Annotated in this window: 13 protein-coding genes; all 13 read left to right on the forward strand. The window is 55.2% G+C overall.

Annotated elements, in window-relative coordinates; all coding sequences use genetic code 11:
• The first annotated feature begins 284 nt into the window (after positions 1–284).
• From tssB to tssA, 13 genes are read left to right on the forward strand one after another with little or no spacing between them, the layout of a single operon-like run.
• A complete protein-coding gene (gene tssB, locus BEB42_RS24355; protein ID WP_000037396.1) occupies positions 285–785 on the forward strand; it encodes a type VI secretion system contractile sheath small subunit in 501 nt (166 codons plus the stop codon).
• A 34-nt stretch (positions 786–819) separates the two neighbouring features.
• The gene (locus tag BEB42_RS24360; RefSeq protein ID WP_000123969.1) at positions 820–1,044 is read left to right on the forward strand and encodes a hypothetical protein; all 225 of its coding nucleotides are present in this window, start codon (positions 820–822) and stop codon (positions 1,042–1,044) included.
• Positions 1,045–1,094: 50 nt separating this feature from the next.
• Positions 1,095–2,570, forward strand: coding sequence for a type VI secretion system contractile sheath large subunit (tssC, locus tag BEB42_RS24365; RefSeq protein ID WP_000056974.1), 1,476 nt, complete (start codon positions 1,095–1,097; stop codon positions 2,568–2,570).
• A gap of 6 nt (positions 2,571–2,576) precedes the next feature.
• Complete coding sequence (gene tssE / locus BEB42_RS24370) at positions 2,577–2,990, forward strand: type VI secretion system baseplate subunit TssE (RefSeq protein WP_000611739.1); 414 nt, start codon at positions 2,577–2,579, stop codon at positions 2,988–2,990.
• 3 nt (positions 2,991–2,993) lie between these two features.
• Positions 2,994–4,844 carry a type VI secretion system baseplate subunit TssF gene (gene tssF / locus BEB42_RS24375; RefSeq protein WP_074500693.1) on the forward strand — a complete coding sequence of 617 codons (1,851 nt, stop codon included), beginning with the start codon at positions 2,994–2,996 and terminating at the stop codon, positions 4,842–4,844.
• Entirely contained in the window at positions 4,808–5,890 is a 1,083-nt protein-coding gene (tssG, locus tag BEB42_RS24380; RefSeq protein ID WP_000348784.1) for a type VI secretion system baseplate subunit TssG, read from the forward strand. Before tssF ends, tssG begins: the two co-directional genes overlap by 37 nt.
• Before the next feature lie 24 nt (positions 5,891–5,914).
• Positions 5,915–7,195 carry a type VI secretion system-associated FHA domain protein TagH gene (gene tagH, locus BEB42_RS24385; protein ID WP_001113710.1) on the forward strand — a complete coding sequence of 427 codons (1,281 nt, stop codon included), beginning with the start codon at positions 5,915–5,917 and terminating at the stop codon, positions 7,193–7,195.
• Positions 7,192–7,716: a type VI secretion system lipoprotein TssJ gene (tssJ, locus tag BEB42_RS24390; RefSeq protein ID WP_001080149.1), complete on the forward strand. Its 525-nt coding sequence runs from the start codon at positions 7,192–7,194 to the stop codon at positions 7,714–7,716. The genes tagH and tssJ overlap by 4 nt, the downstream gene beginning before the upstream one ends.
• A 2-nt stretch (positions 7,717–7,718) precedes the next feature.
• Complete coding sequence (gene tssK, locus BEB42_RS24395; RefSeq protein ID WP_000246435.1) at positions 7,719–9,050, forward strand: type VI secretion system baseplate subunit TssK; 1,332 nt, start codon at positions 7,719–7,721, stop codon at positions 9,048–9,050.
• A gap of 4 nt (positions 9,051–9,054) precedes the next feature.
• Positions 9,055–9,816: a type IVB secretion system protein IcmH/DotU gene (gene icmH / locus BEB42_RS24400; protein ID WP_000343298.1), complete on the forward strand. Its 762-nt coding sequence runs from the start codon at positions 9,055–9,057 to the stop codon at positions 9,814–9,816.
• Between the two features lie 8 nt (positions 9,817–9,824).
• Positions 9,825–12,584 (forward strand): type VI secretion system ATPase TssH, encoded by a 2,760-nt coding sequence (gene tssH / locus BEB42_RS24405; RefSeq protein ID WP_105267588.1) that lies wholly within the window; start codon positions 9,825–9,827, stop codon positions 12,582–12,584.
• Complete coding sequence (vasI, locus tag BEB42_RS24410; RefSeq protein ID WP_000088849.1) at positions 12,581–13,324, forward strand: type VI secretion system-associated protein VasI; 744 nt, start codon at positions 12,581–12,583, stop codon at positions 13,322–13,324. The genes tssH and vasI overlap by 4 nt, the downstream gene beginning before the upstream one ends.
• A 4-nt stretch (positions 13,325–13,328) precedes the next feature.
• Positions 13,329–14,744, forward strand: coding sequence for a type VI secretion system protein TssA (gene tssA / locus BEB42_RS24415; protein WP_001240520.1), 1,416 nt, complete (start codon positions 13,329–13,331; stop codon positions 14,742–14,744).
• Positions 14,745–14,811 lie beyond the last annotated feature (67 nt).

The following is a 14,811-nucleotide window of genomic DNA, read 5'->3' on the forward strand; positions in this document are numbered from 1 at the left end:
ATATAATTCAATAAGATACATAAAAACTCTATATTTAAATTATTGCCATAATACACCTGACGCGAATTGCACAGGTTCACACAATCTATTTAACGCTTGCAGAATACCCCTCTTTACGATCGATAAAAAGTCCTTTTCTTATTTATTTTGAAGCGTAAAATGCGGGGTGATGAAGGAGTGGTGATTTTATTTTCACCGCCATCAAGGCGGCATTTCCGATATTTTTTGCGGTACAAATATGCCGTGTTCATGGCCTGTACGAGATAACATGACGGATCACTTTTATGAGCAAAAAATTTGAAGGCAGCGTCGCGCCTCGCGAGCGTATTAATATATCGTATGTCCCAAAAACAGATGGCCAGACGGCTGAAGTGGAACTTCCGCTTAACATGCTCGTTGTCGGCGATACCGGAAATACGCAGGAAACATCCTCACTGGATGAACGTCAGGCAGTTTCCGTTAACAAGCACAATTTCGGTGCAGTGATGGCTGAAGCAGCCATTGGCCTCAATTTTACCGTCCCCGCCACGCTGAAGGGAAGCACAACGGACGATGAACTGAATGTGGCGCTGAATATCAAGTCACTGGATGATTTTTCACCAGATAGCGTGGCCCGGCAGGTTCCGGAAGTGAATAAATTGCTGGAACTGCGTGAAGCACTGACTGCACTGAAGGGGCCGATGGGTAACCTTCCGGCATTCCGTACCCAGCTCCAGGCATTGCTGGAAAATGAAGAGTCCCGCGAGCAGTTGCTCAAAGAAATCGGCCAGATGAGCAATAAATAACCATCACTATTTCATTAAACAGGGTTATCCAGGCATGACGGCACACAAAAATATCTCCGGGACATACCACCTCTCTGTTGCAGACATTCTGCAGGTGGTTTACCAGGTATGTTTCAGCCCGTCCGTTGAAATCAACCAGGATGGTGTGGCTGCGCTGATTACAACACTGGATCGCCGTATCAGTGATCTATTGGATGAGATTATCCATTTTTGTGAGTTTCAGCAGAGCGCGTCGCACTTGCAGCGCGTACTTCACTGACGGCGAAAAGCCGGTTTCAGAAACACAGCTAAAACAGAAGGATTTTCAGTATGTCTTTACAGGAAGAGGAACTCGTTTCCAGTCATGCCGGGCAGCCTGAGCAGGCATCGTCGCTGCTTGATCAAATCATGGCACAGACCCGTATTCAGCCCGGTTCGGAAGGTTATGACGTTGCCCGCCAGGGTGTGACAGCCTTTATTGCCAGCATCCTGCAATCCACTGCATCTGCCGAACCGGTCAATAAACTGGCCGTGGACAGCATGATTGCAGATATTGATGAACGCATCAGCCGCCAGATGGATGTCATCATCCATGCGCCTGCCTTTCAGCAGGTCGAGTCGTTCTGGCGCTCACTGAAAACCATGGTGGATCGCGTTGATTTCCGTGAAAACATCAAGGTCAACGTGCTTCATGTCACCAAGCAGGAACTTCTGGAAGACTTTGAGTTTGCGCCAGAAATTATTCAGTCCGGATTTTATAAGCACGTTTATTCGTCCGGTTTCGGACAGTTTGGCGGTGAACCCATCGCTGCCGTGCTGGGCGCTTATGAGTTCAAAAATACCGCGCCTGACATGAAACTGCTGCAATACGTCAGTGCCGTGGGCGCAATGGCGCACGCACCGTTCCTGTCCTCCGTTTCCCCGGAGTTTATGGGGCTGAACTCGTGGACCGAACTGCCTAATATCAAAGATCTTTATGCCATCTTTGAAGGTCCGGCCTACACCAAATGGCGCGCCCTGCGTGACTCGGAAGATTCGCGCTATTTAGGGCTTACGGCACCCCGCTTCCTGCTTCGCCAGCCCTGGTCACCAACAGATAACCCTGTTAAGAACTTTAACTATTACGAAGATGTCAGCCAGAACCACGAAGATTATCTGTGGGGTAATACGGCCTGGATGCTGGCATGCAATATCGCAGACAGTTTTGCCAAATACCGCTGGTGTCCAAACATTATCGGTCCGCAAAGCGGCGGCGCAGTGAAAGATCTGCCGGTGCATCTGTTCGAAACGATGGGGCAGATTCAGGCCAAAATCCCAACCGAGGTGCTGGTCACCGATCGCCGCGAATTTGAACTGGCTGAAGAGGGTTTTATCACCCTTACCATGCGTAAAGACTCTGATAATGCAGCCTTTTTCTCTGCAAACTCGGTACAAAAACCGAAGCACTTTCCGGGAAAAGATGCAGAAACCAACTATAAGCTGGGTACGCAGCTTCCTTATCTCTTCATCATCAATCGGTTAGCGCACTACATCAAGGTGTTGCAGCGTGAACAACTGGGGTCATGGAAAGAAAGGAGCGACTTAGAAAGAGAGCTTAATACCTGGATCCGTCAGTATGTTGCCGACCAGGAAAACCCGCCTGCAGACGTGCGCAGCCGCAAACCTCTGCGCGCTGCCAAAGTTGAGGTTATGGATGTAGAAGGCGAACCCGGCTGGTACCAGGTTGCGCTAAGCGTGAGACCTCATTTTAAATTTATGGGGGCAAATTTTGAGCTTTCCCTGGTTGGCCGGTTAGACAGGGAGTAACACACCATGATACCGGATCGGGAAAGAACCACAGGTTCTCTTTTTGAGCGTATGGAAGCCTCTTCGGCCAGAAACCGGCAGGGAGGCAGTATTCATTCGCTCAGGCAATCCATTCGCCAGAACCTACAAAATATTCTTAATACCCGGTCCGGTAGTTGCCGGGGTGCGCCTGAGCTGGGCATTGATGAACCGGAAGGGGCTGAAAACTTCCGCGAATCCATGAGTCGGGCCATCGAGCAATGTATAGAACGCTATGAACCCCGGATCTCACACGCTGAAGTGCAGGCAGTGGTTTCATCCGCCTCCAGCCCGCTGGATATGACGTTTCATATTACAGCCTGGGTGACATTTAACAAAACGCATGAGGTGCTTGAATTTGATATGGCACCGAATGGCAGCCAGCATTACCGGGTGGACTGACAGATGGAATTTGAAGAACGCTATTTCCGGGAAGAACTCGATTACCTGCGCCAGCTCAGCAAGCTGCTGGCAACGGAAAAACCCCATCTGGCCCGCTTCCTGGCCGAAAAAGATGCGGATCCGGATATTGAACGCCTGCTGGAAGGCGTGGCTTTTCTTACCGGCAATCTCCGTCAAAAAATTGAGGATGAATTCCCAGAACTGACGCACGGGCTTATCAAGATGCTGTGGCCTAATTACCTGCGTCCGGTTCCGGCAATGACCCTTATTGAATATACGCCGGATATGGATAAGTCTTCTGTGCCGGTGTTAATCCCCCGTAATGAGCAGTTTACAACCAACGCCGGGGAAATCAGAGTTGATGAAGTGCTGCCCTCTGATGCTAAAAAGGAGGAGCCGCCTCCCTGTACCTTCACCCTCTGCCGGGATATCTGGCTGCTGCCCGTTCGCCTGGAGCAGATTGAAAACCGCAGTACGACCCGTAATGGTGTTATCAACATCACCTTTTCGGTCGCACCGGGAACGGACTTCCGCACGCTGGATCTGAACAAACTTCGCTTCTGGCTCGGCAATGACGACAACTATACCCGTGACCAGCTTTATTTATGGTTCTGCGAATACTTGCAGGGTGCCGACCTGACTGTGGGTGAACAACATATTCGCCTACCTGAGTTTATGCTAAAAGCTGTCGGTTTTGAGCCGCAGGATGCCATGCTGCCCTGGCCGAAAAACGTCCACAGCGGCTACCGGATCCTTCAGGAGTATTTCTGTTACCCCGATGCGTTTCTCTTTTTTGATCTTTGTGGTTGTCCGGCTTTGCCTGACGGATTGCAGGCGGAATTCTTTACCCTGCAACTGCGTTTTTCGCGCCCATTGCCCGTGGACATCCGGCTGCGCCGCGATTCTCTGCGCCTGTATTGCGCACCTGCCATTAATTTATTTATCCACCATGCAGAAGCCATCACGCTGGACAACCGGCGGGCAGACTATCCGCTGGTTCCCAGCCGCCACTATCCGGAACATTACGATGTCTTTTCCGTTAACGGCGTGATAAGCCAGGTGCAGGATATGTTCAGGAAAAAAGATCTGGGGCGTCCTGTTTCGACGCAGGCCGCGCGCCAGTGGCCTGCCTTTGAAAGTTTCAGCCATCAGATGGAATACAGCCGGAAGCGGGAAGTGGTGTACTGGCATCACCGGACCAAAACATCCCTGTTCCATCGCGGCTTTGATCATACCCTTGCTTTTATACATGCTGATGGCAGTTATCCGTCAGACGAATCGCTGCTCAGTAATGAAGTAGTTTCGGTATCGCTGACCTGTACCAACCGTGAGCTTCCGTCACAAATTCGTTCCGGCGATATCACCGGCACAACCGGTAAAAATGCGGCTGTTGCTTCATTTCGCAACATTACCCGCCCGACGCAACCACTCTGGCCGGTCATTGATGGCAGCCTGCACTGGTCCCTACTCTCCGCCATGAACCTGAATTATCTGTCATTACTAGATACGGACGCGCTGAAGCAGGTCATCGCCAACTTTGATCGCCACGCAATCCATCATCCGCAGACGGCGCGGCTGTCACAACAAAAGCTGGATGCCATTGAGCGTCTGGAGACCCGCCCCGTTGATCGCCTGTTTACGGGTATTCCCGTCCGGGGGCTGGCCTCCACGCTGTATCTGCACCCGGAGCCGTTTGTCTGTGAAGGGGAAATGTATCTGCTCGGTACGGTGCTTTCGCATTTTCTGTCGCTGTACGCCAGCGTTAACTCATTCCACATGCTGACCGTTGTGAACACAGAAAGCCAGGAGACATGGAAATGGACGGAAAGAACCGGGCAGCATCCTCTTATCTGAGTCCGGGACATCCCCCGGCAGATAAAGAGCAGAATGATCCGCTGGCACAGGTTTTCCATAACGCCTGCTCTTACAATTTTTTTGCGATGGCGGAGCTGTTGCACCGCCTGGCACAGGGTGAAAAGGGGACACCGGAATTATCCCTGCGCGATGATCCGGCACAGGAAACCCTGCGTTTCAGCGCCGATGCCAGCCTTGCCTTCCCGTGCAGTGATATCAGTGGGCTGAAACGGGATAAGTCAGGGGCATTCAGGATGACCACCACCTTTATGGGGTTACAGGGGAGCCAGTCGCCTCTCCCCGGTTATTACCTGGATCACCTGGCCTGGAAAGCGGTACATGAACAAAGTCCGGTAGGCGATTTTCTGGATATGTTCAGCCACCGCCTGACCCAGTTTGTCTGGCATATCTGGCGTAAGTACCGCTATCACATCAGTTTTCGTAACGGCGGTGTGGATGCGTTCTCGCAGCGCATGTACTCCCTTGTCGGGCTGGGCCACCGCCAGCTTCGCGATAAGCTGGCGATTAATCACAGCAAAATGCTGGCGTATTCCGGGATCCTGGCAAATCCGGGACGATCCCCGGAAATCATCTGCGGCCTGGTGTCCCACTGTTTTGACTTGTCAGACGTGACGCTGCAAAACTGGCAACGTCGCAAGGTGGATATTGAACCGGATCAGCAAAACAGCCTGGGGAGCTATTCCCTTAAAAATGGCGAAAAACTGGCCGGAAGATCGGTACTGGGCAACTTTGTTCTGGGTACACGGGTGCCCGATCTCAGCGGAAAATTTCAGCTCAGTATTACCAGCCTGACCCGAAAACAGTTCCTCTCTTTTCTGCCGTCCGGCGAAAACTTCCTGCCACTGACGATGTTTGTGTCCTTCATCCTGCGCGATCAGCTTGCCTGGGACTTACATCTGGGGCTGGCACCGGAGCAGGTGGGCGCAATGCGCCTGGGCGATAACAAAAGTGCGCTGCTGGGCTGGACCAGCTTCCTCGGCACACCGGAAGAACGACCCTCAGTCACCATCAGGGTACGGTCGTAAATTATGATAATCACGGAGCAGAATATGCCGGAAGAGAAACTACAGACGCTTTCATTGCAGGTCATTAACGGCAGTGAGCTGGAAAGCGGGCGGGCGGCGCGCTGTCTGTTCACGCAGCAGGGAAATGTCGGCCATGGCCCCGAATGCCACTGGTCGGTACAGGATCGTCAGCAGAGCATTCCGGCTCAGGCCTTTACCGTTATACTGCACGATGGCACATTTTGTCTGCGCCCGCAGACGGCACAACTGTGGCTGAACCAGGCAAAAGTCACAGCAACATCAGACCTGATACAGCTGCGCCAGGGCGATGAGATCCAGATAGGGCGTCTGATGGTGAGGGTTCATCTGAACCGGGGTGATATCCCCCATTACGATGAGGAAATGGCCACTCCCGAAACCATCGTCACCAATCGCGATATGCTCACGGATACCCTGCTGTCAACGGAGGGTGCGCCACACTATCCGGGAATGACTCACCGGCATCAGCTTGCAGACACCGTGGTAAACGGTTTTTCTGCCGATCCACTCCAGGCACTTCAGTCCGAAAGCCTGATTACCGCGGGCGATCCGCTTTCAGGCATTGCGGCTGTCCGGCCATCGGCACCGCTGTCCGATCCGGCAAGTAATGGGGGGATCAATACGCCGTTTATGGATCTGCCGCCCATTTATGCCAGCCCCGGCGAGCGTAATGATGACGTCTCTGTGGCAGAAATGGCGCAACGCCACCTTGCGGTCACCCCCTTACTGCGCGGCCTTGGCGGCTCGCTTACCGTGAGCAATTCCGACGATGCGGATGATTTTCTGGAGGAGGCCGGACGCACGTTACAGGCCGCAATAAAAGGTCTGCTTGATTTGCAGCAGCAGCGTAACAGCCTCTCAGACAAACATTTGCGCCCGCTGGAAGATAACCCGCTGCGCCTGAACATGGATTACGCCACCGCGCTCGACGTGATGTTTGCCGAAGGTAAAAGTCCGGTACATCTGGCGGCTCCCGCCGCTGTCAGTGAAAGCCTGCGCAATGTCCGCCACCACGAAGAAGCTAACCGGGCGGCGATTGTGGAGTCGCTTCGTGTCCTGCTGGACGCCTTCTCACCACAAAATCTGCTGCGCCGCTTTGTGCAGTACCGCCGCAGCCATGAACTGCGCCAGCCGCTGGATGATGCCGGAGCATGGCAAATGTACAGCCATTATTACGAAGAGCTGGCCTCTGATCGCCAGCAGGGGTTTGAGATGCTGTTTAACGAGGTCTACGCCCAGGTCTATGACCGGGTGCTTCGTGAAAAACAGCGGGAGCCGGAAGCATGAACAGGAAGGCGTTTCTGGCCTGCGTGCTGATGTGCGTCATATTAACCGGCTGCGAAACGGCGAAAAAAATCAGTGAGGTGATCAAAAACCCGGATATCCAGGTCGGGAGCCTGAAGGAGCAACCTTCGGAAATAACCGTCACCCTGCTGACCGAACCGGACACCAATACCAATGCGGAGGGTGAATCAGCCGCCGTGGATGTGCAACTGGTGTACCTGACTGACGACTCAAAATTGCTGGCAGCCGACTATGACCAGATAGCCAGTACGCCGCTACCGGATGTGCTGGGTAAAAACTATATCGACCACCAGGATTTCAACCTGTTGCCGGACACCATCAAAACCCTGCCGCCGGTAAAGCTGGATGAGAAAACGCAGTTTATTGGTGTCGTGGCCTATTTCTCCGATGACCAGGCCACGGAATGGAAACAAATCGAGACGGTGGAAGGAACCGGCCACCATTACCGCCTGCTGGTGCATGTACGTCAAAGCAGCATCGAAATGAAAAAAGAGGATGAATAATTATGGCAACCACCCGCAACAAGGTGATGTGGCAGGAAGGGATGCTGATGCGCCCACACCATTTCCAGCAACAGCAGCGTTACAACGACTACCTGGATAACCAGCGTTTCCGGGCCATGAATGATTTATCCTGGGGATTTACCGAACTCACCCTCAACAATGAACTGCTGGCGCAGGGTAAGATCATGATTGACAGCGCGTCAGGCACACTGCCCGACGGCACCGTCTTTTCTATCCCCGACCAGGACGCACTGCCCGATCCGCTGCACCCGCAAAATTTTCCGGACGAAAGAAGCCGCAATATTTACCTTGCTCTGCCGGTCGCCAGTGATGTGAGAAATGAAATCAGCGACGGGCGGCGAATCGGGCGTTACCGGCTGAATTATGCCGATGTCCGGGATCTGCATTCAGAAGAAGGTGACGCGCGAACACTGACGCTGGGTCAACTAACGCCGCGCATTATGAGCGGTGCAGAAGATATGAGCGCCTATATTACGCTCCCGCTTTGCCGTATCAGCGATCGCCATGCCGACGGCTCCCTGACGCTGGATGACGATTTTATCCCCTCCTGCCAGAATATTCAGGTCAGTAAGAAACTGCGTGTTTATCTCAAAGAGGTACAGGGGGCCATTGGCGGACGGGCAAGCGATCTGGCAAACCGCATTGGCTCTCCGGCGCAGAGCGGCATCGCGGATGTGGCGGAATTTATGATGTTGCAGTTACTTAACCGTAACCAGACCCGGTTTACTCATCGCGCCCGCCGCTCCCAGCTCCACCCGGAAGATTTCTACCTTGATCTTGCCGGGTTACTGGGAGAACTGATGACCTTTACCGAGCCGTCGCGCCTGCCCTGCCCGCTTGATGTGTATGATCATCATGACCTGACCAAAACATTTAAAACGCTGTTACCGGAAGTCAAACGGGCGCTGCATACCGTACTGTCCCCCAGAGCCGTCAATCTGCCGCTGCATCTGCGTGACGGCATCTGGCAGGCTGATATCCATGACACGGAACTGCTGCAATCTGCCACCTTTGTGCTGGCCGTGGCGGCAAACATGCCGGTCGATCAGATCCAGCGCCAGTTTATCCAGCAGTCGAAAATCTCCTCGCCGGAAAAAATCCGCAATATGGTCAGTGTGCAGATCCCCGGCATTCCATTGCGCGCACTGATGGTGGCTCCCCGCCAGCTTCCTTACCATTCCGGGTTCAGCTATTTCGAACTCGACAAGAGTGGACAGGCCTGGACAGAAATGGCTGCCGCCGGGGCCGTTGCGCTGCATGTATCCGGCAGTTTCCCGGATCTGAACATGCAACTGTGGGCGATAAGAGGGTAAGACGATGGATGAGGGGTCACTGTCTCTGCCACCATTTACCGGATACGACGAAAAAAGCCAGCGCGACTATCATCTCGCGCTTCGTGGCAACAGCCTGAATCCGATGATCGACGCAGCCACGCCGCTCCTCGGTATGGTGATGCGCCTTTCAACCATGAACAGCCAGACGATGCCGGAGCATCTTTTTGCACAAGTGGTGACGGATGTTCAGGCCGTGGAGCAACTGCTTCAGGAGCAGGGCTACGAACCGGGCGTGATTATCTCGTTTCGCTACATCCTCTGCACATTTATTGATGAAGCGGCGCTCGGTAACGGCTGGTCGAACAAGAACGAGTGGATCAAACAGTCATTGCTGGTCCATTTCCACAACGAAGCCTGGGGTGGCGAGAAAGTTTTCATCCTGCTGGAGCGCCTGATCCGTGAACCCAAACGTTACCAGGATCTGCTGGAATTTCTCTGGCTCTGTTTTTCTCTGGGATTTCGCGGGCGCTACAAAGTGGCAGCACAGGATCAGGGGGAATTTGAGCAGATCTACCGCCGCCTGTACCACGTTCTGCATAAACTGCGCGGCGATGCCCCTTTCCCGCTGTTACACCAGGACAAAAAAACCCAGGGCGGGCGTTATCAGCTCATCAGTCGCCTGACCATTAAACATATTTTTTGTGGTGGCGTTGTCGTGCTGGCGTTGTTTTACCTGTTCTATCTGTTGCGGCTGGACAGCCAGACGCAGGACATCCTGCACCAGCTAAACAAATTACTTCGATAAGGACGTTTATGATCCAGATTGATCTTCCCACGCTGGTAAAACGGCTTAACCTGTTCTCCCGCCAGGCGCTGGAGATGGCCGCCTCTGAATGTATGAGCCAGCAGGCAGCGGAAATTACCGTCAGCCATGTGCTTATTCAGATGCTCGCCATGCCACGCAGTGACCTGCGGGTTATTACCCGCCAGGGCGATATTGGCATGGAAGAGTTGCGCCAGGCACTGACGGTGGAGAACTACACAACCGCCCGTTCTGCGGACAGCTACCCGGCGTTTTCCCCGATGCTGGTTGAGTGGCTGAAAGAGGGCTGGCTGCTGGCGTCGGCTGAGATGCAGCACAGCGAACTGCGCGGCGGCGTGTTGCTGCTGGCCCTGCTGCATTCGCCGCTGCGTTATATACCGCCTGCTGCCGCCCGGCTGTTGACCGGCATTAACCGTGACCGTCTGCAACAGGACTTTGTGCAGTGGACACAGGAGTCGGCGGAATCAGTCGTGCCGGATGCAGACAGTAAAGGCGCAGGCACACTGACGGACGCTGCTGACACCCTGCTTGCCCGCTACGCCAAAAACATGACCGCAGACGCCCGTAACGGCAGGCTTGACCCGGTACTGTGCCGCGACCACGAAATCGACCTGATGATCGACATTCTCTGCCGCCGCCGTAAAAATAACCCGGTGGTGGTGGGCGAAGCAGGCGTGGGTAAAAGCGCGCTGATTGAAGGGCTGGCGCTGCGCATCGTGGCAGGCCAGGTGCCGGACAAACTGAAAAACACCGATATCATGACCCTTGACCTGGGTGCATTGCAGGCCGGGGCATCGGTGAAGGGCGAGTTTGAAAAACGCTTCAAGGGGCTGATGGCGGAGGTCATTTCCTCCCCGGTGCCGGTCATTCTGTTTATCGACGAAGCGCATACCCTGATTGGGGCTGGCAACCAGCAGGGCGGGCTGGATATCTCCAACCTGCTCAAACCGGCGCTGGCGCGCGGCGAACTGAAAACCATCGCCGCCACCACCTGGAGCGAGTACAAAAAATACTTCGAGAAAGATGCCGCCCTGTCGCGCCGCTTCCAGTTGGTGAAGGTCAGCGAACCCAACGCAGCCGAAGCCACCATTATTCTGCGTGGTCTGTCGGCGGTCTATGAACAGTCTCACGGCGTCCTGATTGACGATGATGCCTTGCAGGCCGCTGCGACATTAAGCGAGCGTTATCTCTCCGGACGTCAGTTGCCGGACAAAGCCATTGATGTGCTGGATACGGCCTGCGCCCGCGTGGCAATCAACCTGTCATCGCCACCAAAGCAAATCTCGGCGCTGACCACCCTGAGCCACCAGCAGGAGGCGGAAATTCGCCAGCTTGAACGCGAGCTTCGCATCGGGCTGCGTACCGACACCTCGCGGATGACGGAGGTGCTGGTGCAGTATGATGAAACGCTGACGGCGCTGGACGAACTGGAAGCCGCCTGGCATCAGCAACAGACGCGGGTACAGGAAATTATCGCGCTGCGCCAGCAGTTACTGGGTATGGCAGAAGACGATGCGGCGTCGTTGCCGGACGCAGATGCCGCGGAGGATACGCCGTCTGAGGCAGAACAGGATAATACCGATGCCGAACCGGCTGATAAAGCTGGCAGCGAACAGCCGGAAGAGACCGCTGAAACAGTTTCCCCGGTACAACGGCTGGCACAGCTTACTGCCGAACTGGACGCCCTGCATAACGACCGGTTGCTGGTCTCCCCGCACGTCGATAAAAAACAGATTGCGGCGGTAATCGCAGAATGGACCGGCGTACCGCTTAACCGCCTGTCGCAGAATGAAATGTCGGTCATCACCGACCTGCCGGTTTGGCTTGGTGACACCATCAAAGGCCAGGATCTGGCGATTGCCAGCCTGCATAAGCACCTGCTGACCGCGCGCACCGACCTGCGCCGTCCGGGACGTCCGCTTGGTGCGTTCCTGCTGGCAGGTCCCAGCGGTGTGGGTAAAACCGAAACCGTCCTGCAACTGGCAGAACTGCTCTACGGCGGTCGCCAGTATCTGACCACCATCAATATGTCCGAGTTCCAGGAGAAACACACCGTCTCGCGGCTGATTGGCTCCCCTCCGGGCTATGTCGGCTATGGCGAAGGCGGCGTGCTGACTGAAGCCATCCGCCAGAAACCCTACTCGGTGGTGCTCCTCGATGAAGTGGAAAAAGCGCACCCGGATGTGCTCAACCTGTTCTACCAGGCGTTCGACAAGGGCGAGATGGCAGACGGTGAAGGCCGCCTGATTGACTGTAAAAATATCGTCTTCTTCCTCACCTCCAACCTCGGCTACCAAGTGATTGTCGAACATGCCGATGACCCGGAAACCATGCAGGAAGCCCTCTATCCGGTGCTGGCGGACTTCTTTAAACCTGCCCTGCTGGCGCGTATGGAAGTGGTGCCGTTCCTGCCGTTGTCGAAAGAGACCCTTGCCACCATTATTGCCGGGAAACTGGCCCGCCTGGATAACGTGCTGCGCAGCCGCTTTGGCGCGGAAGTGATTATTGAGCCGGAAGTGACGGACGAAATCATGAGCCGCGTCACCCGAGCGGAAAACGGCGCGAGGATGCTCGAGTCGGTCATTGACGGCGACATGCTGCCGCCGCTCTCCCTGTTGCTGTTGCAGAAAATGGCGGCCAACACGGCGATTGCCCGCATCCGTCTGTCGGCGGCAGACGGTGCATTCACGGCAGACGTGGAAGATGCTCAGGACGACGAGTCCGTCACAGAGGATGAAAGGGTTTTATGAGCAGGTTGCGCGTTTTCCGGCAGACAGGATGGTTTATTGCGGGCCTGATGGCGGGCTTACCCGCCAGTGCCGCGCCCGCAGAAACATCGTCAATGGCCGGTGTGGCAGTAGCTGTCGCCACAGCGACACCGCCGGATGCGACAGCCACGTTACAGGCCATGCAGTCCTGTCGGCGGGAGTCCGCGGCGCTGGAGCGGCTTGACTGCTATGACCGCCTGCTGGCCCCCCTTTCCCCGTCAGGGTTTGACGGGGCGCTGGTCAAAGCCGGTTTTGTGGGCGAGGCCTGGACCCGCGCCACAGAGCAGGAAAAACGCCGCCAGGGCAACACCACAGAGCTGCTGGTGACGCAGGTGCCGGGAGAACGCCCGACGGTGGTGGTAACCACCCCGGCTATCGGCCATGTTCCGCCTCGCCCGGTGCTGATGTTCAGCTGTGTGGACAATATCACCCGGATGCAGGTGGCGCTGGTGCACCCTCTGGATGTCCATGATATCGCCGTCACCCTGAATGCCGACAGCCGGGTATTGCGCAGCCACTGGTTTGTGCGCGAGAACGGCACCCTGCTGGAGTCCAGCCGGGGGCTGTCCGGGATTGATGAAATTAAGCAACTGTTCGGCGCAAAAACGCTGACGGTGGATACCGGCGCAGATAACGCCGCCGGAAAGCTGACCTTTAACATTGACGGGCTGGCAAGGGCGATTGCTCCCCTGCGCGATGCCTGCCACTGGGCGGGAGAATAAAAATATGGCAATGGACTTACGCGATCCGAATGTCTGGATATCGCACCTGCTGGAAAACCTGCCGGAAGAGAAACTGGCATCGGCGCTGAAAGATGACAACCCGGACTGGGAGTATATCGACGGCGAAATCGTCAAACTGGGTTCACTGGCCCACAGCCAACTGGATATCCCGGAACTCCAGCGCCGGGGGCTGGTCATTCTGGCTTCGGAGAGTAAGGATTTTCGTCTGCTGGCACACCTGCTCAGAACCCTGCAACATGCCGGTGATCCACTGCTGGCACTGCGCCTGCTGGCGCTATACGTGGAACATTACTGGACTGTGGCCGCGCCGCAGAATATGGCGCATAAAAAACGCTTTGCCAGCCAGATCATTAAACGTTTTGAAACAGGTATTGAAGGCTTTTCAAAGAACGCCGCCACAGCGCAGCGCGATGCACTATTAGGTGAACTGGCGAAACTGGCGCAGTGCTGGCAGTCACATAACGCCCCGGAACTGGCACAGGCTACTGATGATCTTTTTGCCCTGTACCAGCGTGCGTTTAATCGTGCGGCACCGGCTCCTGTCCCCGTTCTGGCGTCCTCCGGTAGTTCACCACAGACCACCGCCACGTCTGAAAGCAGCATGACGCAAACCAGTGCTCCGGCTCCACAGATCGCCATCGACAGTCACGACGACAAAGCCTGGCGCGACACGCTGTTAAAAGTGGCGGCCATTTTATGTGAACGCCAGCCGGACTCGCCGCAGGGCTATCGCCTGCGTCGCCATGCCCTGTGGCAATCCATCACCAGTACGCCCCAGGCGGAAAGCGATGGACGTACCCCACTGGCTGCGGTCTCTGCCGATATGGTGGCTGATTACCATGCTCAGCTCGGTAGTGCCGATATGGCGCTGTGGCAGCAGGTGGAAAAAAGCGTATTGCTGGCACCCTACTGGCTGGACGGTCACTGCATTTCCGCACAGACGGCGCACCGTCTTGGCTATACCGCTGTGGCCGATGCCATCCGCGATGAAGTTGTTTCCTTTCTTGGCCGTCTGCCCGCGCTCGCTGATCTTCTGTTTAACGACCACACACCGTTTGTTTCTGAAAAAACGAAGCAATGGCTTGCAACTCAGCCAGGTAACCAGGCCGCGCCAGTCATACAGGTGAGTAATGAAGATATTCAGGCTGCGCGGTTGTGTTTTGATGAACAGGGGCTGGAAGCCGCCTTACGGTATCTGGATACGTTGCCCGCCGGTGAACCCCGCGACCAGTTTCACCGGCAGTATTTTGGCGCGCAGCTTATGGAAGAGGCGGGGCTGGTACAGCTTGCGCAGCAGCAGTACCGGATGTTGTTCAGGATGGGATTGCAGATGATGGTGGCAGACTGGGAGCCGTCCCTGCTTGAGCAGCTAGAACAAAAATTCACGGCAGAACAATAAAAGAGAACAGGAGTTTTTGTGTTCAGATTACCAACACCCCGACTATTCAGCGGACTCAAATCAGCCC

Source organism: Escherichia sp. MOD1-EC5990 (assembly GCF_002965285.1).
In the GTDB taxonomy this organism is placed as follows: Bacteria; Pseudomonadota; Gammaproteobacteria; order Enterobacterales; family Enterobacteriaceae; genus Escherichia; species Escherichia coli_F.

What these genes read in the sequence shown, in the direction of transcription:
- tssE (WP_000611739.1), top strand. Translation starts at nt 2,577, where the DNA reads ATGATACCGGATCGGGAAAGAACCACAGGTTCTCTTTTTGAGCGTATG.
- icmH (WP_000343298.1), top strand. Translation starts at nt 9,055, where the DNA reads ATGGATGAGGGGTCACTGTCTCTGCCACCATTTACCGGATACGACGAA.
- tssG (WP_000348784.1), top strand. Translation starts at nt 4,808, where the DNA reads ATGGACGGAAAGAACCGGGCAGCATCCTCTTATCTGAGTCCGGGACAT.
- tssC (WP_000056974.1), top strand. Translation starts at nt 1,095, where the DNA reads ATGTCTTTACAGGAAGAGGAACTCGTTTCCAGTCATGCCGGGCAGCCT.
- tssJ (WP_001080149.1), top strand. Translation starts at nt 7,192, where the DNA reads ATGAACAGGAAGGCGTTTCTGGCCTGCGTGCTGATGTGCGTCATATTA.
- vasI (WP_000088849.1), top strand. Translation starts at nt 12,581, where the DNA reads ATGAGCAGGTTGCGCGTTTTCCGGCAGACAGGATGGTTTATTGCGGGC.
- tssH (WP_105267588.1), top strand. Translation starts at nt 9,825, where the DNA reads ATGATCCAGATTGATCTTCCCACGCTGGTAAAACGGCTTAACCTGTTC.
- tssF (WP_074500693.1), top strand. Translation starts at nt 2,994, where the DNA reads ATGGAATTTGAAGAACGCTATTTCCGGGAAGAACTCGATTACCTGCGC.
- tagH (WP_001113710.1), top strand. Translation starts at nt 5,915, where the DNA reads ATGCCGGAAGAGAAACTACAGACGCTTTCATTGCAGGTCATTAACGGC.
- tssK (WP_000246435.1), top strand. Translation starts at nt 7,719, where the DNA reads ATGGCAACCACCCGCAACAAGGTGATGTGGCAGGAAGGGATGCTGATG.
- tssA (WP_001240520.1), top strand. Translation starts at nt 13,329, where the DNA reads ATGGCAATGGACTTACGCGATCCGAATGTCTGGATATCGCACCTGCTG.
- tssB (WP_000037396.1), top strand. Translation starts at nt 285, where the DNA reads ATGAGCAAAAAATTTGAAGGCAGCGTCGCGCCTCGCGAGCGTATTAAT.
- BEB42_RS24360 (WP_000123969.1), top strand. Translation starts at nt 820, where the DNA reads ATGACGGCACACAAAAATATCTCCGGGACATACCACCTCTCTGTTGCA.